The sequence below is a fragment of the Anabaena sp. CCY 9910 genome, from assembly GCF_963920875.1.
Taxonomy (GTDB): Bacteria; Cyanobacteriota; Cyanobacteriia; order Cyanobacteriales; family Nostocaceae; genus Trichormus; species Trichormus variabilis.
Genome location: NZ_CAWUDJ010000022.1, coordinates 1 through 24,208 on the forward strand (window position 1 = coordinate 1; position 24,208 = coordinate 24,208).

Annotated in this window: 16 protein-coding genes; 5 read left to right on the forward strand and 11 right to left on the reverse strand. The window is 42.0% G+C overall.

The genetic code is table 11. The features are described 5' to 3' along the window. Window positions 1-103: 103 nt before the first annotated feature. From ACM5QX_RS16785 to ACM5QX_RS16795, 3 genes are all read right to left on the reverse strand, one after another. Window positions 104-958, reverse strand: a complete 855-nt coding sequence (locus ACM5QX_RS16785; protein ID WP_414754544.1) for a DUF72 domain-containing protein — start codon at window positions 956-958, stop codon at window positions 104-106. 372 nt (window positions 959-1,330) lie between these two features. Continuing rightward, window positions 1,331-6,718, reverse strand: a complete 5,388-nt coding sequence (locus tag ACM5QX_RS16790; RefSeq protein ID WP_414754545.1) for an AAA family ATPase — start codon at window positions 6,716-6,718, stop codon at window positions 1,331-1,333. Window positions 6,719-6,934: 216 nt separating this feature from the next. Next, window positions 6,935-12,340, reverse strand: a complete 5,406-nt coding sequence (locus ACM5QX_RS16795) for an AAA family ATPase (RefSeq protein ID WP_414754547.1) — start codon at window positions 12,338-12,340, stop codon at window positions 6,935-6,937. A gap of 157 nt (window positions 12,341-12,497) precedes the next feature. Here ACM5QX_RS16795 and ACM5QX_RS16800 point away from each other — a divergent pair, with 157 nt between their 5' ends. Next, the gene (locus ACM5QX_RS16800) at window positions 12,498-12,839 is read left to right on the forward strand and encodes a hypothetical protein (protein WP_414754548.1); all 342 of its coding nucleotides are present in this window, start codon (window positions 12,498-12,500) and stop codon (window positions 12,837-12,839) included. 277 nt (window positions 12,840-13,116) lie between these two features. Here the strand turns inward: ACM5QX_RS16800 and ACM5QX_RS16805 are convergent, their stop codons facing one another. The 7 genes from ACM5QX_RS16805 to ACM5QX_RS16835 form a co-directional block, all read right to left on the reverse strand. Beyond that, a complete protein-coding gene (locus ACM5QX_RS16805; RefSeq protein ID WP_414754550.1) occupies window positions 13,117-13,455 on the reverse strand; it encodes a cupin domain-containing protein in 339 nt (112 codons plus the stop codon). A gap of 2 nt (window positions 13,456-13,457) precedes the next feature. Beyond that, window positions 13,458-14,636, reverse strand: coding sequence for a zinc-dependent alcohol dehydrogenase (locus ACM5QX_RS16810; RefSeq protein ID WP_414754552.1), 1,179 nt, complete (start codon window positions 14,634-14,636; stop codon window positions 13,458-13,460). Between the two features lie 104 nt (window positions 14,637-14,740). Further along, entirely contained in the window at window positions 14,741-15,148 is a 408-nt protein-coding gene (locus tag ACM5QX_RS16815; protein ID WP_011321168.1) for a hypothetical protein, read from the reverse strand. 289 nt (window positions 15,149-15,437) lie between these two features. Further along, window positions 15,438-16,607 carry a zinc-dependent alcohol dehydrogenase gene (locus ACM5QX_RS16820; protein WP_414754554.1) on the reverse strand — a complete coding sequence of 390 codons (1,170 nt, stop codon included), beginning with the start codon at window positions 16,605-16,607 and terminating at the stop codon, window positions 15,438-15,440. Window positions 16,608-16,731: 124 nt separating this feature from the next. After that, window positions 16,732-17,430 (reverse strand): SRPBCC family protein, encoded by a 699-nt coding sequence (locus ACM5QX_RS16825; RefSeq protein WP_414754556.1) that lies wholly within the window; start codon window positions 17,428-17,430, stop codon window positions 16,732-16,734. Between the two features lie 217 nt (window positions 17,431-17,647). Then, window positions 17,648-18,742, reverse strand: a complete 1,095-nt coding sequence (locus ACM5QX_RS16830; protein WP_414754558.1) for a DJ-1/PfpI/YhbO family deglycase/protease — start codon at window positions 18,740-18,742, stop codon at window positions 17,648-17,650. 43 nt (window positions 18,743-18,785) lie between these two features. Then, the gene (locus ACM5QX_RS16835; RefSeq protein WP_414754560.1) at window positions 18,786-19,187 is read right to left on the reverse strand and encodes a DUF2267 domain-containing protein; all 402 of its coding nucleotides are present in this window, start codon (window positions 19,185-19,187) and stop codon (window positions 18,786-18,788) included. A gap of 278 nt (window positions 19,188-19,465) precedes the next feature. Between ACM5QX_RS16835 and ACM5QX_RS16840 the strand changes: the two genes are divergently transcribed. Further along, entirely contained in the window at window positions 19,466-19,888 is a 423-nt protein-coding gene (locus tag ACM5QX_RS16840) for a DUF6335 family protein (protein ID WP_414754562.1), read from the forward strand. A 254-nt stretch (window positions 19,889-20,142) separates the two neighbouring features. Here ACM5QX_RS16840 and ACM5QX_RS16845 read toward each other — a convergent pair whose 3' ends face one another. Continuing rightward, entirely contained in the window at window positions 20,143-20,370 is a 228-nt protein-coding gene (locus ACM5QX_RS16845) for a hypothetical protein (protein WP_104009980.1), read from the reverse strand. Between the two features lie 256 nt (window positions 20,371-20,626). On the opposite strand from ACM5QX_RS16845, the gene ACM5QX_RS16850 reads away from it, so the two are divergent. The 3 genes from ACM5QX_RS16850 to ACM5QX_RS16860 all read left to right on the forward strand — a co-directional run bounded on the left by ACM5QX_RS16850 (window position 20,627) and on the right by ACM5QX_RS16860 (window position 24,142). Beyond that, window positions 20,627-22,444: a tetratricopeptide repeat protein gene (locus tag ACM5QX_RS16850; protein WP_414754563.1), complete on the forward strand. Its 1,818-nt coding sequence runs from the start codon at window positions 20,627-20,629 to the stop codon at window positions 22,442-22,444. Between the two features lie 210 nt (window positions 22,445-22,654). Further along, window positions 22,655-23,365 carry a ribose-5-phosphate isomerase RpiA gene (gene rpiA, locus ACM5QX_RS16855; RefSeq protein WP_414754565.1) on the forward strand — a complete coding sequence of 237 codons (711 nt, stop codon included), beginning with the start codon at window positions 22,655-22,657 and terminating at the stop codon, window positions 23,363-23,365. A 237-nt stretch (window positions 23,366-23,602) separates the two neighbouring features. Then, window positions 23,603-24,142 carry a DUF4126 domain-containing protein gene (locus tag ACM5QX_RS16860; protein ID WP_414754567.1) on the forward strand — a complete coding sequence of 180 codons (540 nt, stop codon included), beginning with the start codon at window positions 23,603-23,605 and terminating at the stop codon, window positions 24,140-24,142. Window positions 24,143-24,208: the final 66 nt, after the last annotated feature.

The window sequence follows — 24,208 nt, forward strand, 5'->3', positions numbered from 1 at the left end:
GCTAGTTGAATCTCTTGTCAATTTTTCTTTTCCTAAAGTAACAAAAGAGGGATTAGTTCTTTCACTTACACCCCTATACTCTCATCCCCTTACACCCCCAGAGTTACCAGAGATTCAGTTGATTGGGTGGATATTGCAGATGATTCCACGGTAGCGGTGGGACTGGTAGACCGTTCTGTTCTAAGAGTTTTTGGAAGTGACGGGCAGTGTTAGGCGATCGCTCCTCTATAGGACAATGAACAAAGAAGTAGATTTTTGTCCCTGCTTGTAACCACTGTTGAATCTGTTGCACCCACTCTTCCATAAATGGTTGATTCACTGCCAAATTAGGATGGGAAATAAACCTAATCAGGCTAAAAGGTGCAGTCACGCTAAATTGTAACGGTAATTTTGGTTTACGTCGTTCTGATTGTAACTGGGGGTCATCATCTCCCGTGTAGATAGGGCGTGAATCCAGTAGTACCCTTCCCACGCCCAGAGTTTCTAAAAGCTGTGTCAAATTACTTGTATGGGGTTCTCGAAACCAGTCAGGATGTCTGACTTCTAAGGCTAGTGGTGCTGTTGTGCGCGGCCAAGCTTCCAGAAAACTAGTCAAATCGTCAATTAATGTCGGTGCATAACTTGGCGGTAACTGGGCAAATATAGGGCCAAGACGCTTACCCAAAGGGCGCATCCCTGCCAAAAATGTTAATGCGGTGGGAATATAGGGTTTTAATAAACCTTGATGGGTAATATCCCGTGGTAATTTCAAACAAAACTCAAAGCCTGGAGGTGTTTCTTTTGCCCAACGGTTGACAGTTTCTTGATTTGGTGTTGCATAGAAAGTAGTATTACCTTCTACGGTAGTGAAGCGACGACTATAGAGGTGAAGAAATTCTCCAGCACGAGTTCCTGGGGGATAAAGTTCGCCTACCCAACCTTTATAAGCCCAAACTGCACAACCAATAGAAAAATTCACAAGCTTTGGCAAAACAATTTACAGGAAAATTTTGAGTTCATACCGTTTCTTGATGTAGCTTGCCTGGCGTAGCCATAGATGCGCTTTATTCTGTACTGTAGAGACGTTGCATGCAACGTCTCTACATCACTTATTTGGCGCAACTCCATAGAGAATTGGTATCACATACTTAATATTAAAAGGGATTGGGGGCTAGGGGAGTTAGATTCTGAAGATTTTGATGTTAGGATTCACGCAGTGTTACTAATTTTCTGGCTTTTTTGTCAATAGTCAATTGGACTATTGACTATTGACTATTGACCACCCCCAGAAAGGTTTTTTGGTTCAGTGCGTAAGTACTAGATGTTTAAAATCATACTTTTCAAACAACCTCTAGGAAATTGGCAATGTTAATAAAAACTCAGTTCCTATACCTGGTTGAGAGTTAACCGCGATCGCACCTCCATGTTTCTCTACGATAATTTGATGGGCGATGGCTAGTCCTAGACCCGTACCTTTACCTACTCCTTTGGTGGTGAACAGGTGATCGAAAATTTTGGCTTTTACTTCTTCTGGGATGCCGTGACCATTATCACTAATTGCAATCTTGATTTGTTCACCTGCGACAGTGGTGCGAATGATAATTCGATTGGGGTTGGCTTCAATTTCAGCAAAACTATATCCTGGATTTGATTCATCTAAGGCATCAATGGCATTGGCGAGAATATTCATAAATACTTGATTTAATTGTCCAGGGAAACACTTCACCAGGGGAAGATTGCCGTATTCGGTGATAACTTCAATGGCTGGGCGATATTGGTTAGCTTTGAGACGATGACGTAAAATCAGCAGGGTACTTTCAAGACCGTCGTGGAGGTTAAAGGGCTGTTTTTGGTCGCTGTCGGCGCGGGAGAATGTACGCAAACTCTCACTGATAGCTTTAATGCGATCGCTTCCGTCTTTCATCGCCCTGATGAGTTTGGGCAAATCTTCCCGCAGATATTCTAAGTCAATTGCCTGTAGTTCATCTTCAATTTCCGTACCGGGCTGGGGAAATTTCTCACAATAAAGGTCAATCACTCCCAACAGGTCGTTAATATATTCTTGGGCTGCACCAATATTACCAACAATACAGCCGACGGGATTGTTGATTTCGTGAGCCACCCCAGCTACTAAGTTACCCAATGCAGACATCTTTTCACTCTGGACAATTTGCACTTGTGCTTGTTGCAGATCCTCTAGGGTTTTTTGCACTTGATGATAAAGACGAGCATTTTCTAGGGCGATAACGGCTTGGCTAGAGAGGAATTTCAGCACCAGGAGGCGATCGCTTGTAAACACATCACTGGTAACTTGATTTTCTAGGTATAAAATCGCGCTTAAATTACCCTGATTAACTAACGGCAAACATAGCACGCTTTTGGGGTGATGCTGATCAAGATAATTGCTCATCACACCTGGTATATCGGTTTTTAGATCATGGATGACAACTGTTTCTAAGGTATTTTTGACATACTGAATGAGCTTGACAGGAACAGTAGGATTGTTTTCCAGGGGAGTGGATTGTAAGGAGGTTTGCTGGGAGTTAGCTATTACTTTGACTTGCCATTCGCCCTCTTGACACAGTATTAAAGCACAATAATCAGCCCCGGAATTTTCCAGCACTGTCTCAGTCATGGTTTGTAGTAACTTATCTAGTTGAATTGTGCTAGAAATTGCCTGGGATACTTGCAGTAGTGCGGCAAAATCCAGCATATGGTTAATACTGGTGCTGGAAGAACTTTGGTGACGGGTAGAATGCACGGAACTAGTGAGGCTGGCGAAGGTTTCTAAAATACTCAGGGGCTGAATGACTTGTTGCAGTATTGGACGTAACAGTTGGGGATAACGGCTTTCTAGATCATTGGTTTTGGCGAGGCTACCCCAATGGGCGTAGCAGTAATAAGCCTCCTGCATATAGGCGGCGGCGACTTTTTCTTTACCCCAGTCCAGGTAGAATTTAGCCGCTAGTTCGTTAGCTAGGGCTGCTTCTTGGATGTAACCGTTGGTTTTGGCTAGGGCGATCGCTTGATCATATAATTCTATCGCAGCTGTTTTCTCGTCTAAAACGCGATGTTTTTCGGCTGCGACTAAATAGAACTTATGTTGATAATTTAGGGGCGCATGATCTGCCCAATTTTGCATTTTTTGTTGATTATTTGTAATCTTTTCCAAATGGCGAGATTGTTGCTTGGTATCCAACTTGGGATACAACGCAAGTATACTCAGAGATTGGTAAAAATTCTTCAACGGCACAATTAATAAACCAGCCGCACCCTGTTCATACTCTTCAAAGAGACTGGCGTATTTAATAGCTTGCTCATCTGCTCCTAACAAATAAGCCAAGAATAATTTCGCCAGATAAACGTAACAAATGCCATTGGTATTCCGGCTAGAAATTAAAGCAGGGAGAGTGACGGTTTCATCAAAACATTCACCCACTAGCATTTGTGGATTATCAACTTTAGCTTGTAAATTCATGACAGTTTGTCGCCATGTATTTCCCCAAATCAACGAGACATCTTGTTTAATATCCTGCATCAAAGCACAATATTTATTAGCCTCTGCTTCGGCAATTTCTAGATTTTGTCCTGTCCAGAATAAAAACTGAGCATAACAATTGGCACAATAGCCAACATATTCTAAATCACCAGTATCTAGACCACTTTTAAGACCTTCTAAAAATATATTTAAAGTGGAGTTAATACTATCTTGCCAATGTTTAATAAACAGCGCAAAAGTTAGATAAACTTTACTTCTTAGCTCTTGGGCATTAAATTTATCCAACACTGTCATAGCTAATTGACCGAATTGATAGCCATCAGCAATTTCCTCCGATGCACACAAAAATAATCCATACAAACTGTAGGCGATCGCAGATTGCGGAGAGTTACCATATTGAATACAGATTTTCACCATTGTGAATATCTTCAAAGGTAACAGCATTGGTTTGGCAAGATAAATCGGGGCAAATAAACCACATAAGATTCTTAAAGCTGCACCTTGTTGTAAGTCTGTCAGTTCGGGTAAATTTACTAAGTCTTCAATCTGCCGTTCCCCAAACAGTGACTTCAATCGACCATGTTCAGTTATGATGGTTTCTATGTTCCCATCTTCGGGCAAATCAATACCCAGTAAACCTAAAACTTCTCTACCTATATTGATTGCTTCTATGAGTTTATTTTGCGCTGTATAAGCTTGAATTTGAATTTCGTAAGCTTTGATTTTATCTAAGGTATGTTTGGCATTTACCAGTATTTCTCTCACTAGTAATTCGGAAGTGGGAAAATTCGTATTTAAATATTCAGTCTCCGCTACCAAATCATATAAACTCAGAGTAAGTTCATATTGATTTTGCCAACTATCTTCTTCAAGGAGTTTGATGGCTGTATTTAAATAATCGACAGCGACAACATAAGCAGTAGCAACTTTCGCTTTACGCCCAGCCATTAAATTTAATTCCAGCAATCGCTGTTTTTCAGGCTGATCTGTTAAATAAGCAACACCGACATTTAACTGATTAACAATATCAAAAATGCGATTTTCTAATTCTGTTTCTGGGGTATGAGTTAAAAGGAGTTGACCGATTCTCAAGTGAGTAGCTGTTTTCTGCTCTTGGGGAATTAGAGAATAAGCAGCTTGTTGTACACGGTCATGGAAAAATTTATAGCTGATGGTAATTTGGCAATCGCCTGTTGTTTGATGTGGGCTAGACTGGAAGAATTTATATGTTTCACTTAGGGGGAGAATTAACTCTTCTTGTAATGCCTTCCACAAGATTGTAGCTGTTTCTGCTGGAGATATTTCCGAGACGATCGCCAGGGTATTTAAATCAAATTGATTGCCAATACAAGCAGCTAACTTTAAAATATCTTGGGTGACTGGTGGCAGTTTTTGTAACTGCAATGCCATAAATTCCACCACATCATCAGTTAACGCTGCTGCCTTCACTTGGACAAGATCACATTGCCAATATCCGGTTACTAAATCAAAACAGATCAGTTCATCTTGATATAATGCCTTGAGAAATTGGGTAGCAAAAAAGGGATTACCCTGGGTTTTTTGGTTGACTAATTTAGTTAATGGTTGCGCTAAAGTTGCTGTACAATTTAGGGTATCCGTAATCAATTGATTGAGACTAGTTAAACTCAATGGTTGTAGAGTAATTGTATTGATTATCGCTCCTGTTTTCTCGATTGCCTCCAGAGTCAACATCAAAGGATGAGCAGGGTAAACTTCATGGTCACGATATGCCCCAAGCAGCAGCAAATAACCTGTTTTTGACTCCGCTATTAATCCTTGCATTAAGTTGAGGGAAGCGGAATCTGCCCATTGTAAATCATCTAAAAAGATAACTAAGGGATGCTCCGGTTTAGTAAAAACGTGGATAAAGTTCTGAAATAGTAATTTAAAGCGATTTTGTGCTGCATTCCCAGATAATTCTATAGCAGGGGGTTGCTCGCCAATAATGCGTTCTAATTCGGGAATGACTTCAATAATGACTTGTCCATTTTCACCTAAAGCCTGTAAAAGCTGGGTTTTCCAAGTCTGCAATTGCTCATCACTCTCACTCAACAATTGCCCTATTAAATCACGAAATGCTTGCACAAACGCCGAGAAGGGCGTACTGCGATTAAATTGATCAAATTTACCTTTAATAAAATAGCCCCGCTTCTCGACAATGGGCTTATGAACTTCATTGACAACGGCTGTTTTGCCAATCCCAGAGAAACCAGCCACTAGCATCAGTTCAGAATTACCATTGCTGACACGCTCAAAGGCTGTGAGTAGTGTAGCAACTTCCGCCTCCCGCCCATAAAGTTTTTCAGGAATCAGGAAGCGATCGCAAATATCCCGTGTAGCAATCTCAAATGCCTCAATTTTACCTGTATTTTGCAGTTGTTCCAGACAATTTTGCAAATCATACTGCAAACCCAATGCACTTTGATAACGATCCTCGGCGTTCTTCGCCATTAATTTCCCTATAATTTCTCCAATTACTGAGGGAATTTCTGGTCGTAATGCACACACTGAGGGCGCAGGTTTGGCGATGTGACAATGCACCAACTCCAAAGGATCATCTGATACAAAAGGTAACTTTCCTGTTAACAATTCAAATAACGTCACACCGAAAGTATAAAAATCGCTACGATAATCTATCCCTCTGTTCATCCTTCCAGTTTGTTCTGGTGCGAGATAGGGGAGTGTCCCTTCTAAAACCTTCGGGTGTTTAACGGCTTCGGTTTCCTTGGGTAGTAGTGAAGCAATACTAAAATCGATGAGCTGAATTTTTTTAGTATCAGGATGAATTAGCAGATTAGCGGGTTTGATATCTTTGTGGATGACACGATTTTGATAGAGGTCATGTAGAATGTTTGCCAGTTGAATGGCGATCGCTAACACATCCACCAAAGACAAAGAGTGGGTTTGACTATATGTTCCCAATGATACCCCACCAAAATCTTCCATTACCAAAGCGTAGCTGTTGCCATAGGGTTCTAGAGAAGTAGGGCGAACAACACCAGGAATATTTAAATTTTTGGCGATGGTGTATTGATTGCGAAACTGTAATAGTTCACTAAAGCTAGGATAATCGCGTTGCAACAGCTTAATCACCACAGGTTGCGCTACACTTTCCTTTCGCCGTATTCCACGATAAACAAGGGTTTTAGAGCCGTGATAAAGCTGCTCAATCAACTGATATCCAGACAGCAAAACAGTTGTATCTACGGTTGCACTCATGGACAACGACCTCATCTTACAGGGCTAAACTGCATAGGATATCTAGCTCTTAGTATGCCCATCATTTGGCTAACTCTAACTTTGTCTGTTACCGAAGAAGAATTCAGAATACATCCGCCTGAATCCAGCTTGGGGATTTGTAGCTCCTGGAAGGAGAATCGAGGTTTACTTGATAGGGTCAGTTGCCTTACCTGAAACTGATGATGCTCAGTAAATTTACAACAATGGCAGTTGAATGCAAAAATCACTGCCTTTACCTAATTGAGATTGTACTTCTAAGCTACCGCCATGTTTTTCTACCACAATTTGCCGAGCGATCGCCAATCCTAAACCTGTACCTTTGCCCACACCTTTAGTAGTAAATAAATGGTCGAAGATTCTCACTTTCACATCTTCGCTCATACCCTTACCATTATCTGCAATCGAGATGATAACTTGATTTGCCTCCATTGTTGTGCGAATCGTGATTTTTTGAGGATGGGCTTCTATTTCTTTATAAGATTGAGATTTTGCCACCTCATCAAACATATCAATGGCATTAGCCAGGATGTTCATAAATACTTGATTTAATTGCCCTGGGAAACATTTAATAGCTGGTAACTCACTGTATTCCGTAATTACTGGAATTGCAGGGCGATACTCATTAGCTTTGAGGCGATATTTCAAGATTAACAGTGTGCTGTCAATGCCTTCGTGCAGGTTAGCCATGACTTTATACTCACTATCAGCACGGGAAAAAGTACGCAGGCTGGTACTGATAGATTGAATGCGATCGCTTGCACCCTGCATAGAATTAAGCAACTTTGGTAAATCCTCACAGAGATATTGTAAATCAATGTTTTTTGCCTTTGTCTTGACAGGTGCGGCGGCTTCGGGATGATATTGTTGATATAGGGCGATATAGTCGAGTAAATCCTGTACATATTCTTGGGCATTGCTAATACTGCCATTCAGGAAGCCGATGGGGTTGTTGATTTCGTGGGCGACACCGGCGACTAAGTTACCCAAGGAAGCCATTTTTTCACTCTGGACTATTTGCAGTTGCGATTGTTCTAGTTTTTGGGCGTAGGTTTGTGCTTTTTGATAAAGTCGGGCATTTTCTAAAGAGATGGCCGCCTGAGTGCAGAGAAAGTTAAGCAAGAAAATGCGATCGCTAGTAAATACTCCACTAGTTGAGCGATTTTTTAAAGATACAATCCCAATTAATTGACCGTGGCTAATAATTGGCAAGCATAACAAACTCTTTGGTTGTTGACGAATCAGATATTCATCTATAACAGGTAAATCCGTTTTGAGATTGTCAATCATCACGATTTGTTGCGTGTTCTTGACATACTGAATCAATTTCACAGGTAGATTGGGATTACCATCGAGTAGTTCTGAACAAAGTTGTGTGGTTTCGGGTGTAGCTATAGCGACAACTTGCCATTCACCCTCAGAATTAGGACAGATTAAAGCACAGCGATCGCCTCCGGAGTTTTGTAAAATAATTTTTGTCAATTGATGTAGTAAATCATCAAGTTGCAGAGTAGCAGATAGACTTTGAGAAGCCTTGATCATACTTGCAATATCGATAGCGTTATTGATGTTTGTGCTATGACCCAAGCTAGAGTGTGAGGTATGAAGGGAAATATCTGGTGTAATTGTGCTTGTCAAGCTTTCCCACAGGTTCAGGGGTTGGGAAACTGGCTGAAGAATTGGGCGCAGCAAATGGGGATAGCGATGTTCTAGGTGATTAGTTTTAGCTTTCGCTCCCCAACGAGCATAGCAGTAATAAGCTTCCTGCATATAGACAGCAGCGATTTTTTCTTTGCCCCAACCAAGGTAGAATTTAGCAGTAAGTTCATTAGCGATCGCTTGTTCTGGGATATAGCCATTTTCTTGAGCTAGAGAAATAGCGCGATCGTAGAAATCTATTGCTTGTTGTGGATGTCCTAACACACGCTGTTCTTCAGCACAAATCAAATCGTATCGGTGCTGACAATTCATGGGTGCATAGGTAGCCCAATTTCGCAGCTTTTCTTTAGCATCCGCAATTAATGACCATAACTCATCTGTCTGAGAATTTTTGGCTAAATGTGCTGATAACTGGCTGAAACAGGCTAAAGCGGTATAAAAATACAGTATTGGTACATTCAGCATCCCACTACCGCCACCGGCATTCAGTTTTGCTTGTTGACAATGATAAAGTGTCTGGTCATGGCACTCAAATAAATAGGTTAAAGTTACTTTGCACATATGGAAATGCCATAACCCCGTTTTGTCGTTGGCTTTTTCCAGATTTGGCAAAGTTACCCCTTCATCAAAAATTGTGCCTACTAACTTGGTTGGGTTCTCACATTGTCTTAAGAGATTGGCAACGGTTTGGTGGACAATATGGAGGTAGCCTAAGAATGCTTGTTGTTTGATGTTTGCCAAGCCTATGCTGTAAGCCTGACATTCTGTTTCTAAGGCTGTGAGTTCTTTACCAACAAAATAAGCATGAAAGGCATAAGTATAACCAGAATAGCCAGCAAAAATAAGATCACCAACTTTTAGTCCCAGGGTATAGGCTTCTTGTAGTGGCTGGAGAGTTGTCGCCGCATTTTTCACCCAGTGAACAGTAAACTTGCTGGTCATGTATAAAACTTTAGCGGCATATTCTTGATTATTGAATTTATCTACTAACTGTAAAGCGAGTTGACCAAATTCATAACCTGTTTTGATATCACCAACTACAGCACAAAGTAATAATCCGTAAACTACATATCCAAAGCTGGAGGCGGGAATATTACCGTGGGTGACTGATAGCTGCACCTGCTGACAGCAAATCAAAGGATACAGGGGTGGAGATGCTAAGTAGGTAGGGCCACTAATCTGGACTAACATTCGCAGCAGTGCTTGGAACTGAGGCGAAGTCATCACAGGCAAGTTTAACAGCTCATCTGGAGAACGTCCTGCTAATTGCTGTCGGGTTTGCTGGAGAAAATCAACAAAATCTTGTTTATTCGGCTGACTGGGAAATTCAATCCCAAAAGATTGGAGAAAGTTTAAACCCGTGGTTAAAGCTTTGCTAAATTCACCAAGGCTAGTGTAAGCATCGATTTTAATTTCATATACCTTGGCAGCATCTAACAAACTCCGCGCTTGTTGCAAAACAATTTCCGCCAAAGTTTCCATCTGCGCCAAATCTGTATTCAGATAAGCAGCTTCAGCCGCGCTACTATAGCAAGCTAATGCCAAATCATACTGAGTTTGCCAGCTATCAGCTGGTAGCAAATTACAGGCATATTTTAAGCAATAGGTAGCAGTATCATAGGCAGTAGTAGCGATCGCTTTTCGTCCTGCTCTTAAATTCATCTCTACTAGCCTTGCTTGCTCTAGGGTATCATTGATGAGCGTACAGCCAATATTCAATTGGTTGACGATATCAAAAATTTGCTCCTCTAATTGTTCTGCTGATGTATGGTTTAATAAATGACGACCAATGCTCAGATGTACAACCTGTTTCTCTTGTTGGGGAATCAGGGAATAAGCAGCTTGCTGGACGCGATCGTGTAAGAATTTGTAAGCAACAGTAATTCCATCACTGTAGTTATCATTTAAACCATCCCCTTGAAAAAACTTGTAGGTTTCACTGATGGGTAAAATGAATCCTTCCTGTAACCCTTGCCACAAGTCAGTTGCTACCTGCTGCGGTAATTTTTCCGAGACGATCGCCAAAGTATTCAAGTCAAATTGATTACCAATACAAGCTGCCAGTTTGAGGATATTCTGAGTCTCATCAGGTAATTTTTGCAACTGCTTGGCCATGAACTCTACCACATCATCGGTTAATGCAGCCTCGCGTACCTGAGTAATATTACATTGCCAATGTCCCGCCTGGATATTAAAGGTGATGAATTGCTCTTGATGCAGAGTTTTAAGAAATTGCGTGGCAAAAAAGGGATTCCCTTGGGTTTTTTGATAGACTAATTCTGCTAGAGTTTGTGCCAATACCTCAGCACATTTGAGCATATCTGCCACTAACTGATTCAGGCTGGTTCTACTCAAAGATGCTAAGGTAATTCTGTTGATTGTAGCTCCTACTTTGCTGACTTCATTTAAAGTCAGCATTAACGGATGACCAGGAAATACTTCATTATCCCGATAAGCCCCAATCAGCAGCAAATACCCCTGTTCCCTCTCACTCATCAACAACTGCATCAATTTTAAGGATGCAGAATCTGCCCATTGCAAGTCATCCAAAAACATCACCAAGGGATGTTCTTTTGTTGTAAAAACTTGAGTAAATTTCTGGAACAACAAATTAAACCGATTCTGCGCCGCCGTACCCGATAGTTGTGCTACAGGTGGTTGTATGCCAAGAATACATTCCAATTCAGGGATGACATCAATAATTACATGGGCATTATCTCCCAAAGCCTCAAGAATCTTGGCTTTCCATGCTTTTAGTTGGGTATCCGATTCTGAAAGCAGCTGTCCCATTAAATCCCGAAAGGCTTGGACAAAGGCAGAGAAGGGGATATTACGATTGTACTGGTCAAATTTACCTTTAATAAAATAACCTCGTTGCCGCACAATGGGTTTATGAACTTCATTGACAACTGCCGTCTTCCCAATCCCAGAGAAACCAGCTACTAGCAGTAATTCTGAAGTACCGTTGCTGACTCGCGCAAAAGCATCTAAGAGTGTCTGAACTTCTGCTTCTCGCCCATAGAGTTTTTCGGGGATGGAGAAGCGATCGCAAATATCCCGTTGCCCAATGATAAACTGTTCAATCTGGCCTGTTTGGTTTAACTGTTCTAAGCAAATTGCCAAATCATGCTTTAAGCCTAAAGCACTTTGGTAGCGGTCTTCGGCATTTTTGCTCATTAACTTAGCGACAATTTGCGCGATCGCCTCTGGTATTTCTGAGTTAATTTCGTCTATCCTGGGTGCAGGTTTGGCAATGTGACTATGCACCAGTTCTAAAGGATCGTTACTAGCAAAAGGTAACTCTCCCGTGAACAATTCAAACAACGTCACACCTAGACTATAAAAGTCTGTACGGTAGTCAACGCCACGATTCATCCGCCCGGTTTGCTCTGGTGCAATATAAGCCAATGTGCCTTCTAATACATTGGGATGCTTGATTTCTTCGTTTTCTTTCGGTAATAGGGAAGCGATACTAAAATCAATTAATTTGACTTGTTTGGAATCTGGATGAATTAGGATATTAGCGGGTTTAATGTCCTTATGAATTACCCGATGCTGATAAAGTTCATGGAGAATATCGGTTAGTTGCAGCGCGATCGCTAATACATCCACCAAAGACAAAGAGTGGGTTTGACTATATGTTCCCAATGATACCCCACCAAAATCTTCCATTACCAAAGCGTAGCTGTTGCCATAGGGTTCTAGAGAAGTAGGGCGAACAACACCAGGAATATTTAAATTTTTGGCGATGGTGTATTGATTGCGAAACTGTAATAGTTCACTAAAGCTAGGATAATCGCGTTGCAACAGCTTAATCACCACAGGTTGCGCTACACTTTCCTTTCGCCGTATTCCACGATAAACAAGGGTTTTAGAGCCGTGATAAAGCTGCTCAATCAACTGATATCCAGACAGCAAAACAGTTGTATCTACGGTTGCACTCATGGACAACGACCTCATCTTACAGGGCTAAACTGTGTAGGATATTTAGCCCTTAGTATGCCCATCATTTGGCTAACTCTAACTTTGTCTATTACCCAACACCAAAACCCTATAATCGATTTGGGCAACATAATCTGAGAATTTCATCCCCATTTTGATCATGAGATTTTTATTCAAACTGATTGGTTTAGCACTACTACTGGCTGGTGTTTACTTTCTTGGTCAAAATATTTACTTTTCCACTAACGTGTATCCCTATTGGTGGCGAGGTATAGCGGCTGATGCTTCCATACTTTTTCTCACTTCTGGAATCCTCATGTTATTTGTTCTACCCCGTCAGGATAAAGCTTTAGGTTGGGTTGCACTAGGGATAGCAATATTCCTGATCTTTTTCAGTAGCCGCGCTATTCTCAACCCCACAAGTCTTTGGCAATTTTGCCTGTCAATGGCTTGCTTTGTCGGAGGGTATCAATTGTTAACTACAGGTCGCCTCAATATTTAGATTTCGTTGATACCCAGATATACCATTAGGACTTACGCACCCAGATTTTCTGCTGAGACCGGGTGTAAGGGTGTAAGGGTATAGGGGTGTAAGGGTTTCAAACATTTATTTTGAATTTTGTTGGCGTAGCCTACTCTTCTCCTTCTCCCGTCGGAGACGCTGCGCGTAGCTTGCTTCCCCATAGGGGTAAGAGAACGCTACGCGAACCCGTAGGGCATTTGAATTTTGAATTCATTGGTAAATAAACTATCTGTAGAGACACGATGAATCGCGTCTTCTACTCATCCCGTCCGTGAACTTGTGCGGGTGGGCTAGTTGCTTCCACGGCAGTAAATGGTTCTAAGATTTTGTAGGTGTGGCTTGCGCCTTTCGGTACAGTCCAAGAACTTCCTGGTTCTAGTAGGATCATTTGTCCTTCAATACGCAGCTCGGCGCGACCATTAATTACATAACCTACAGTTTCGTATTCGCGCCTGGTTGGTTGTTTATCTTCTCCTGGTTGTTCATCTTCCCAAAGACGCATTGAAACGGATTTGCCAGATGCTAAATATTTCTGACCGAGTTTACCTTTGGGGGAATGGTGAGAGTCGATTTTTTTGACGCTGGTATCGCTCATATTTAATTACCTGAGGGTTTGAGTACAACTTTGATGCAGTTATCTTTTTTGTGTTTAAAAATTTCGTAGCCGAGGGGTGCTTGTTCTAGGGGGAGGGTGTGGGTGATGACAAATGAGGGGTCAATTTCACCGTTTTGAATGCGTTCTAGTAAAGGCCTCAAGTATTTATGCACATGAGTTTGTCCCATCTTGAAAGTTAAGCCCTTATTCATTGCTGAACCCATCGGGATTTTGTCCAGAAAGCCACCATATACACCAGCCAGGGAAACATGACCGCCTTTAGCCGCAGACACAATGACTTGTCTTAATGCTGTTGGTCTGTCTGTTTCTAGCCTTACAGCTTGCTTTACTTGGTCATAGAAAGCCATCAAATCTGTACCGTGGGCTTCCATTCCCACCGCATCGATACAAGCATCAGGGCCGCGTCCACCAGTCATCTCTTTCAGTGCTTCCCCAATGTTTACCTCTTCGTAATTGAGAACTTCCGCATTACATTGTTCTTTAGCCATTTGTAGGCGTTCAGGGATGCGGTCAAAGGCGATAACTCTTTCCGCACCCAACATATATGCACTCTTGATAGCAAATTGCCCAACGGGGCCACAACCCCACACAGCCACAATATCACCAGGTTTAATATTGCAATTTTCCGCCGCCATGTAGCCAGTGGGAAAAATATCAGTTAAAAATAATACTTGTTCATCTGGTAGATTATCGGGGATTTTGAGTAAACCGACATCTGCAAAAGGTACACGGGCGTATTCTGCTTGACCACCAGCATAGCCGCCAAATAGATGAGAGTAGCCGAATAAACCTGCTGGAGAATGCCCCATTTGCAGTTCTACCATCCAGGCGTTGGGGTTGGAATTATCGCACAAAGACCATAAATCCCGTTGACAGAAGAAGCAAGAACCGCAGGAGATGGTGAAAGGAACAACCACGCGATCGCCTACTTTTACATTTTTTACAGCACTACCTAACTCGACAACTTCCCCCATGAATTCATGACCAAGGATATCGCCACTTTGCATTGTGGGAATATAGCCATTATATATATGTAAATCAGACCCACAAATAGCCGTAGATGTAATTTTAATAATTGCGTCGCGCGGGTTAATAATTTTTGGATCGGGTACAGTTTCTACCCTGACATCATTTGTCCCATGCCAGCAAACTGCTTTCATATTTATTAATCCTTAGGCATTAATTTTTTATCTCTGTATTTAGGTCATATATCCCCGACTTTAAAAAAAAGTCAGGGATCTAAACACCCACAGTTTGTTAATTATTAACTCCGGCTTCTAGCTTCTCTTACACGCTCTGGTTGTTGATAATAACCACCCTCATTCTGAGTATTTCGACTCACATTTTTACCTATCTTCCTTTGTACAGATTTACCAAAATCTTTAGTAGCTCTGGGTGTTTCTTCATCCAAGTTTAACTTTTCACGTACATTATCTGCGGTGTTTTTGAGGCGATTTTGGGCATTTCTTACTTGATTATCATTCCTGATACCTTCGTTATCGGGAGTACCTTTATAGTAAGTACCTTCTGGTGTTTGCACTGTATTAGCTTGTGCAATCATCGCAGTACCGTAGGTAAAAGATTGACCTATAAAGAATGTTGCTGCTACTAAGAAAACAACCAATATTTGACGAAGCAAAATATTTTGTATCCAAGAGATTACGCGATTCATAAAAATCCTCAATGAGATTATGTGTATATTGTTCGTTTAATGAATGTAATTAAGCATCTATCCGCAACTAGGTTTAGTAATCAGTAATTAGTAGTAGTTTCGGTCTAGAAATGAGTACTGAATGAGGAGTAAGAAGAAATCAATAGGAATTACACACCCATGTTGTCTGTTGAGTCTGGGTGTAAGGGTGTAAGGGTATAGGGGTGTAAGAATTCTAAACCTTGTCCAAACCCTCGATTTTTCGTTTTCATCGGTAAGTCCTAATTAATAATTCTTTTGCTCTCCATTTTTACGGTTTGAGTACAACTTTAGTGCAGTTGTCTTTTTTCTGTTGGAAAATGTGATAACCAAATGGTGCTTGTTCTAAAGGTAATTGATGACTGACTACAAAAGATGGGTCGAGTTTGCCATCTAGGATGAGTTGTAGTAACAAATTCATGTATTTTTGACCGTGCATTTGCCCCATCCTGAAGGTTAGACCTTTATTAAAAGCCGCGCCAAAAGGTATTTTGTCTACAAATCCACCGTAGACACCCATAATTGAGAGAGTCCCGCCTTTACGACAAGCAACCATCATTTCCCGCAATACATGGGGGCGATCGCTTTCTAGTTTCAGCTTTTGCTTTGTTTGGTCGTAAAAGTCTTCTAAACCAACGCCATGCGCTTCCAACCCGACTGCATCAATACAAGCATCAGGGCCTCGTCCGCCGGTCATTTCTTTTAAAGCCTCACCTGCATTGACTTCTTCGTAATTTATGACTTCGGCTTTAGCGTATTTTCTCGCCATCTCTAGACGTTCAGGAAAGCGATCTATGGCGATGACTTTTTCTGCACCCATCATATAGGCGCTAATCATGGCGAATTGTCCAACAGCGCCACAACCCCAAACGGCGACAGTATCACCCGGTTGAATATCACACATCTCTGCACCCATATAACCGGTGGGTATAGCATCGGAGATGAATAACAGCATTTCGTCTGGTAAGTCTGGTGGAACTTTTACCACACCGACATCAGCAAAGGGGACGCGGATATATTCAGCTTGTGCGCCGGCGTAACCACCCAAGAGATGAGAGTAACCGTAAATGGCTGAGGTGATATTGCCGTAGAGTTTTTCTTCTAACCAACCATTGGGATTCGAGTTATCGCACAGCGACCACATATCATGCTCACAATAGTGGCATCTACCACAACCAATTGTAGAAGGAACAACAACGCGATCGCCTATTTTTAAATTATCAACTCCGCTCCCCACCTCGACAACTTCCCCCATAAACTCGTGACCAATAATGTCACCCTGTTGCACTGTCGGGATATAGCCGCCGTAAATATGTAAATCAGAACCACAAATTGCGGTGGAAGTAATTTTAATAATCGCATCACGCGGATTGAGGATTTTCGGGTCTGGTACATTCTCCACCCGCACCTCGTTAGCACCATACCAGCAGACTGCTTTCATAATTTAGTCATTGGTCATTGGTCATTGGTCATTGGTCATTGGTCAATAGTCAATAGTCCATAGTCCATAGTTATTCTTCTCTGCTCCCACTGCTTCCTCTGCTTCCTCTGCTTCCCCTGCTTTCTTACTTCCTCCCCGATGGTTGTCCTTCGGTGGTGGCGATTTCTCCGGCTTCCATGAGCATTTTGAAACGGCGTAGTTCGTCGCCAATTTGCTGTTCTGGTTCTTCGCCGAAAAGTTTAGCAACAACAGCAGCTAAAGCACCTCCAGGGGGATTGTATTCTAAGACTACTTTCACTTCGGTTCCGCGATCGCCTGGGGCTTTTTGGAAACGCACAAAACCGGAGTTTTCCACGTCTGCGCCTTCCGCAGAAGCCCAAGAAATAAACTCATTTTCTCGGTCTTCTAAAATGTCTGCGTCCCATTCCACACTGTTACCTAAAGGCGCATTGGCTATCCAATGAGAACGTTTTTCGTTGTACACCTTCACAGATTTGAGATGCTTCATGAATGTGGGCAGATTCTCAAAGTTGTGCCAATAACGGTATAGCTCATCTGCTGGCTTGTTGATTGTCACCGTCTTTTCAACTTTGATGGGTTTATTTATGCCTATTGCTTCTTGGGCTTGCTGAATGGTGCTTTGTTTCGTCGCACCTTGATAAATTAAACCGCCACCAGCTAAGGCTGTCAGTACTCCCCGCAACGAGGCTTGTTTTAAACCCAGCAACACTAACGCTCCACCGCCAATCAGAGAAGCCCAACGCTCTGTATCACTAGCTTGGCCTGGAGTATTTCCCTGTTTATCTCCTGATGTCAAAGTCACGCTATATATCTCCAATTAAATATGGGGCGTTGTTGAATCAGGACTTACACACTGAACCAAAAAAACCTTCTGAAGGTGGTCAATAGTCAATAGTCCACAGTCCAAAAACCTTGATTTTGACTATTGACTATTGACAAAAAAGCCAGAAAATTAGTAACACTGCGTAATTCCTAATTCATATTCTCAATCAGCAACGCCCAAGAATTTTCCCCCTCTTTTACATCGATACAGCTGCCCCTGTTGTTGGCTTAGGTGGCTGGGCTGTAGCGTTTGTACGCGTCCGGTATAGTGATACTAGTCGCTGTTCGTATTTGACCAAATCTTTGTAGATTTCTTTGAAAATAGCGGTGGCTATGGGGTCAGTGTACATGGCGCAGAGATTACCAATATCACCAATACCTGTTTGTATATCGCCTAAGGCGCTGCGAATTTGATATATGTCATCGCTACCAGTTAAAGCGGTTTTTACTTTGGCGTATTGATTAGCGATATTTGCACTGAGGGACGGTTTTTCACCCAATCTAGTCAAATAAGTTTCTAGATATTCAATATGACGCTGTTTATTGGTAATCATTTCTTGGAACAGCGCTTTTGCTTCTACATCAGATTCTTTTTCTGTGTACTTCTCCAGCGCTTCCAGAGAATAACGTTCCCCACCTAAAGCAGTGTTCAGACCTCTGACAATATCACCTTTGGTTGAACCGCCCCAAGCATCAGCCAGTTTCCACCATTCTGCATTCCTATCTTTTTCATCTGGTAAGGCTGCATCTTTACCGCCATAACCAAGACGACTCAAAATCGCTGTGGTGAAAATTGCCAAATCTCCAGGTTCACGGGATGTAATCAAGTTACCGTCAACAACTAGCGCTTCATCTAGATAATCAGCACCAGCATTCATCATGTCTTTGCTGATAGCGATAAAACCGGTGGCTTGTTTACCTCGGAGTAAGTCGCCTTCAATTAAGACTTGTGGCCCGTGACAAACAGCCGCTACCAATTTTCCTTGCTCCATCGCTTCTTCTACAAAGCGGACTGTATTGGGGTTGCGACGCATTTTATCGGGAGCCATTCCACCAGGAATTACTACCGCATCAAATTCAGAGGCGATCGCTTCTGTTGTAGTACCATCAGCTTGGGTGGAAAGTCTGCCTCGTTTTCCCTTATATTTTTCATTCATCCGCGAACCGAGGACAACCACCTCAAATCCTGCTTGTTTTAAACCATTACAAGGAATAATAAACTCGGTATCTTCTACTGCTTGTTCGATGAGAATAGCTACTTTCTTTTTCCCAGAATTATTATGGTTGGTCATATTGTTTCCTGTCTAACGATAAACTAAAATTTCAACTTGGTAATTATGCTGGTACTTCACCAGTGGGTGATGTACCGAACATTTCTTCATAATCATGGGAGAAGTGAGAATGTAGTTTGGCAAATTCTTCTGGTCTAATAGCGTTTTGCAAAACTGCAAAAACAGCACGTACATGAATTGCTGTTGTTGTGGGTTCTAGATTCTCTTTTCTACTCACCCGCATGATGAAATCTTGCAAATTAAAACTTTCGTCTGGTTCCCCTGCTCTTCCCCGTAAGCAGTCTGCCAACTCTTGTGGTAATTGAGCAGCTAAGGTTTGCGCTTCTTCTCCAGAAATGCGTTCTTTGATAGTTTCTAAAGTGGCACAGGTAGCTCTCTGAGCCTCGTCACGAGAATTGGATTGAGCAAGGCTTTGTACATGAGTAATAAATTCGTTGTATTCCACCTTCTACCTCCACTAATGAAAATCGATAGTCGAAAGTAAGATTCAAATAACAGTAAATATGTTTTGGATCAGCGCAAAAAATAGTTATGAGTTAAAAATTATTGATCAGTTTTACTGGGTATTAAAAACTCCTAACTCATAACTAACAGATTCAACTACAAGTGGCTTAACCTTGATTTCATACTTTTTAGGTTAGGTGTAAATAGCTAGCATTACTTCGTTCTCAGGAGATAGATCCCTTTATTTCTAAAGTTGTACATCTTTTGCAGTACAACTTAATGGAAATAAAAAGTTATTGTGAGAACATAGAAACGGCTAGTATTATGACAGAAGAAACTAATAACCAAGAAATTAATACTGATGATTTGCCGCAGGAAATTACCGAATCCTATGGTACTGGTGTTAAAGAACCACCAGGATACAACATTGGTATAGGGCATGAGTACACAGAGACTAGCCCAGAATTTGATATGGGTGACGGCAATGACGATAATTATTGGGCAGATACCGTGGGTGATGAAGCGGTAGGTGGTACTGCTCCCACACCCGAACAGGATATCACTGAGGAAATAGAGGCCGCCGTGGGTTTAGAAATGCCCGATCAAGCTTTTCTTCACACTAATGAGATTTTAGAACAGCGTGATGATAGACGCTGGGAATTAGATCCCAAGTCTTCTGAAGATTATGAAGATAGGGGATGAGGGATTGGGGATTTTGGTAGGTTGCGGGTGTTCAGATCCCCGACTTTTTTAAAAAGTCGGGGATCTCATGACTTGTCAAGTTTCCTTTTCCACTTTTGCAAGACAACGACTGAACAGCACAAAAGTGGAATTTGTGGGTGGATTCTATTTAAAGAATTCACCCTTAAGTATTTAAAAATCTTGTGAACTATTCTCTGAACACGGATTTATAAGTATATACTTAGGTGGCTCATCGGTAGACTGTTAGTAGCTACTTAATATAGCTCGGTTTTGATTTTGATTTTGCCGACGGCTCTACCAACTTTTTCCCAGGCTCTAGCTGTTTCTATGTCTTGCCAGTCAGAGCGGAGAATTTCTGCTTTTTCGTAACAAATTTGCGACATAATCTTTAGCACGTCTGACACATTCATGCTATCTAGCATGGCTTGGATGTCTTCTTTGCTGTACATATTGCCGTCTCCATCGCACGCGTCTAGTCCCATAGGTCGGAGAAAAGTTGTAGATTCTATATATATTTGGATAATACCCGCAATGTGGCTATCTTCATATATTGCAATAGAATGAGATAGATATTGCTTTCACAACAGCTAGATGTATATCTTATGATTAACTCAATTGTTTAATTAAGACAAATATCTTACTCTATTAGTAGTGATGTTTAAACTACTCCGACTAGTAGCTGGGGCGATTTATGCCTGCATCATAGTTTTAATGGAGTGTAATAGCACAAAAAAATAGATGAATGCTGACTATTTTTTTAATCAGGGATTATCCGATAATTTATCGAGAGAATATCAAAGAACGGTCATTGGTGGCACTAAGCCAACCAATCGCAAGGTTGATGCAGAAACTTACTGTAAACGAGGGATTACTTTTAGCCGTGAACTGAAAGATTATCAGGGGGCGATCGCCTTTTTTAATCTAGCTGTAGAAATTAATCCTAATTATGCCCAAGCCTACTATCATCGGGGGAATGCGCGTTACTGTCTTGCAGACTTTACAGCAGCGATCGCTGATTATGACCAAGCATTACAAATAAATCCTACATTCGCAGAATATTATTATTGTCGAGGTAACGCTTACTTGGCTCAAGGTGACTACGATCAAGCGATCGCCAACTATATCAGCACCATTGAGTTTGATCCTCTGTTAGCCAGTAATATAAATGAAGATATTGCTAACGCCTATTATTACCGGGGCTTACATAATAGCGACCACGGTAATTATCAAGAAGCGATTATAGATTTACAACAAGCGTTGCAATGGCATCCTTACTTTGCCGCCGCTTACAGCATTCGTGGGAACATTTACTATAAATTGGGAGAATACCGACAAGCGATCGCCGATCATGAGCGAGCAGTACAATTAGACCCCAACCTAGCCGAAGCTTACCAAAATAGAGGTAACGCCTACTACGCTTTAGGCGCTTATCAAAAAGCGATCGCCGATTACAACCGCACACTAGAAATTAATCCTCAGCAAGTAGGAGCATATTATAATCGCGGTCTGATTAGTTTTTATCTCAACGAATATCAACAAGCCTTCGCAGATTTCAACCAAGTCTTAAGTTTCAACTCCAAAGATGCACAAGCATATTACCAACGGGGATTAATTTATGAAGCTTGGCAAGACTATCAAAGTGCATTGGCAGACTACAACCAAGCATTACAGCTAAACCCTGAATTAGCTGTAGTCTATGGTGTGCGTGCCAATATCCACCGCCATCTAGGAGACTACCCCAGCGCCTTAGCAGACGGCAATCGCTTACTGCAACTACAACCTAATTTCGCCGCCGGATATTGCGATCGTGGCACATCTCGCCGTTGCTTAGGCGATTATCGAGGAGCAATTACCGATTACAATCAGGCATTACAAATTAATCCTAATATTGCTGAAGCATATTACGGTCGAGCCATCGCCCACGAAGCCCTACAAGACTTGATTGGGGCAATAGCAGACTATACACATTCCATCCGCATATCCCCGGATTTTGCCCCCGCTTACTGCAATCGCGGCAATGCCCGTCGTCAGTTGGGAGATACCAAGGGAGCCTTAGCAGACTACAATCAAGCCCTAACAATCAATACCCAACTCAGCGAAGCCTACTACAACCGAGGCTCCCTGCACTACGACCAACAAAATTATCGCAGTGCGATCGCTGACTATACCCAAGCCTTGGAACTACAGCCCGAATCCGCCAGATATTACAGCGATCGCGCCCATGCCCGTTACGCCTTACAAGATTATCAAGGAGCAGTTGCAGATTATACCCAATCAATCGCCATCAACCCTGGTTATGCGGAAGACTGGTACAATCGAGGTCGTAGTTATTTACTCTTGGGATATCTAGAAGAAGCACTAGCTGACTTAAACCAAGCCTTGAAGTTTCAACCCCACTGGGCTTCAGCTTACCTCCTCCGAGCCGACATCCTGCGTAATCGCGGTGACTATCAAGCAGCGATCGCCGACTTCCAAAAATCAGCTGACCTCTATTCTCAAGAAGGCAACACACAAAACTATCAACAAATTCTCGAAATTATAGCTGGACTTAAGTAGGGGCAGGGGAAGCAGGGGGAGCAGAGAAGAATAACTATGGACTACTGACTACTGACTATTGACTATTGACACTTGTACAGACGCGATTAATCGCGTCTCTAACAACACAATCATTTTCTTTAGCCAGATACACCTTGAGTTCCCGCGAATATAGTATAGTCTGCTGTGATAGTGCCATCTGTTTAGTCGATAATTTCAGGAGTTTTGGGAATGACCGTTACAGCAGACCCCGTGACTTTGATGAAGCAAGAAGTGGGCAAAGCCGCCGCCGCCTTGGTAAAGTCCGGCTCGATTGTAGGCTTAGGTACAGGGTCAACTACAGCTTACACAATTCAATATTTAGGCGATCGCCTCAAGTCGGGTGAACTAACCGATATTGTTGGGATTCCGACCTCATTTCAGTCAGAAGTTTTATCCAAGCAATACGGCGTTCCTCTCACAACCTTAGACGCGGTAGCTCATATTGATATCGCTATTGATGGGGCTGATGAAGTTGACCCCCACAAAAACCTCATTAAAGGTGGTGGTGCAGCCCATACCCGCGAAAAAGTAGTTGATTACTTAGCTAATCAATTCATCGTTGTAGTAGACAGTGGTAAATTAGTAGACCGCTTGGGTTCGGTTTTTGCCGTACCAGTAGAAGTCATCCCAATGGCAATCACCCCCGTTACCAATGCCATTAAGCAGCTAGGTGGCAAACCAGAATTGCGGATGGGTGTAAAAAAAGCAGGGCCGGTCATCACTGACCAAGGCAACTTTGTCTTAGATGTCAGATTCGATTCCATTGACGACCCAGTTAACCTCGAAAAAGTATTGAATAATATTCCTGGGGTTCTGGAGAATGGTATCTTTGTCAACTGTGCAGACATAGTTTTAGTTGGTGAAGTCAAAGACGGCCAGCCACTAGTCAGACAACTATAAAACTCAGGGCGTATTATGTCGTAGGCTAACGCACCATTCCAGACTTTCGGTGCGTTAGGACTTAATTTCCATAACGCACCTCACTATCATTTGAAAGCAGCATTCTCCCGCAAATGTGCAACACCAAAGTATTAAGCAATAATTAAGTAATTTCAGATTGCTGCGGGAATTATTCAACATTGTGGGTAATCTCAATAATAAATACCCACTTATTTGTTAATTCCCTGAGTTTATCTCATGATTGAAATCCTAGCAACACTTTCTGCTTCTGCGGCGGCAGGAATCAGAATAGGCGTACCTTTATTGATTATTGGATTGTTGCAGGGGAGTAACTTTTGGTCGCATATTCCGATTTTATCTCGTATTTCTTCGCCAGTTCTATTAGGCTGTTTAATCACTTACTCATTAGTAGAATTATTTGCCTCTAAAAAATTATGGGGACAAAGGATTTTACAAGTTATTCAGTTATTATTATCTCCCCTTGCAGGAGCAATTATGGGTTTAGCAGTAGTTTCAGCAACAGCAACCCCAAATTGGCTAATTATTACTATAGGAAGTTCACTGGCTTTAGTCCTGCAATTAGTTCAAGTAGGTTGGTTTTATCGCTTGCGTGGTTTGCCACTGTGGGCTGTTTTTTTGCAAGATACTTTGTGTATAGCTCTAGTACTGTTTGCTTTTGATGCTCCTTGGCAAGGCGGAGTCATCGCTTTAATCCTGCTTTGGTTTGCTGTGCGTAGTGCGAAAGAATGGTACGAATGGTACCACAATAAGGCATAAGAGACTTGGGACTGGAAAATCAGTAAATTCAGGTATCAAAGTACGGTGGTGTGAGGATATAAAACC

Coding starts and splice junctions, on each gene's coding strand:
- ACM5QX_RS16820 (WP_414754554.1), bottom strand. CDS start 16,607: ATGAAAGCAGTCTGCTGGTATGGTGCTAACGAGGTGCGGGTGGAGAAT.
- rpiA (WP_414754565.1), top strand. CDS start 22,655: ATGACCGTTACAGCAGACCCCGTGACTTTGATGAAGCAAGAAGTGGGC.
- ACM5QX_RS16795 (WP_414754547.1), bottom strand. CDS start 12,340: ATGAGTGCAACCGTAGATACAACTGTTTTGCTGTCTGGATATCAGTTG.
- ACM5QX_RS16850 (WP_414754563.1), top strand. CDS start 20,627: ATGAATGCTGACTATTTTTTTAATCAGGGATTATCCGATAATTTATCG.
- ACM5QX_RS16840 (WP_414754562.1), top strand. CDS start 19,466: ATGGAAATAAAAAGTTATTGTGAGAACATAGAAACGGCTAGTATTATG.
- ACM5QX_RS16805 (WP_414754550.1), bottom strand. CDS start 13,455: ATGAGCGATACCAGCGTCAAAAAAATCGACTCTCACCATTCCCCCAAA.
- ACM5QX_RS16860 (WP_414754567.1), top strand. CDS start 23,603: ATGATTGAAATCCTAGCAACACTTTCTGCTTCTGCGGCGGCAGGAATC.
- ACM5QX_RS16815 (WP_011321168.1), bottom strand. CDS start 15,148: ATGAATCGCGTAATCTCTTGGATACAAAATATTTTGCTTCGTCAAATA.
- ACM5QX_RS16830 (WP_414754558.1), bottom strand. CDS start 18,742: ATGACCAACCATAATAATTCTGGGAAAAAGAAAGTAGCTATTCTCATC.
- ACM5QX_RS16790 (WP_414754545.1), bottom strand. CDS start 6,718: ATGAGTGCAACCGTAGATACAACTGTTTTGCTGTCTGGATATCAGTTG.
- ACM5QX_RS16845 (WP_104009980.1), bottom strand. CDS start 20,370: ATGGGACTAGACGCGTGCGATGGAGACGGCAATATGTACAGCAAAGAA.
- ACM5QX_RS16800 (WP_414754548.1), top strand. CDS start 12,498: ATGAGATTTTTATTCAAACTGATTGGTTTAGCACTACTACTGGCTGGT.
- ACM5QX_RS16810 (WP_414754552.1), bottom strand. CDS start 14,636: ATGAAAGCAGTTTGCTGGCATGGGACAAATGATGTCAGGGTAGAAACT.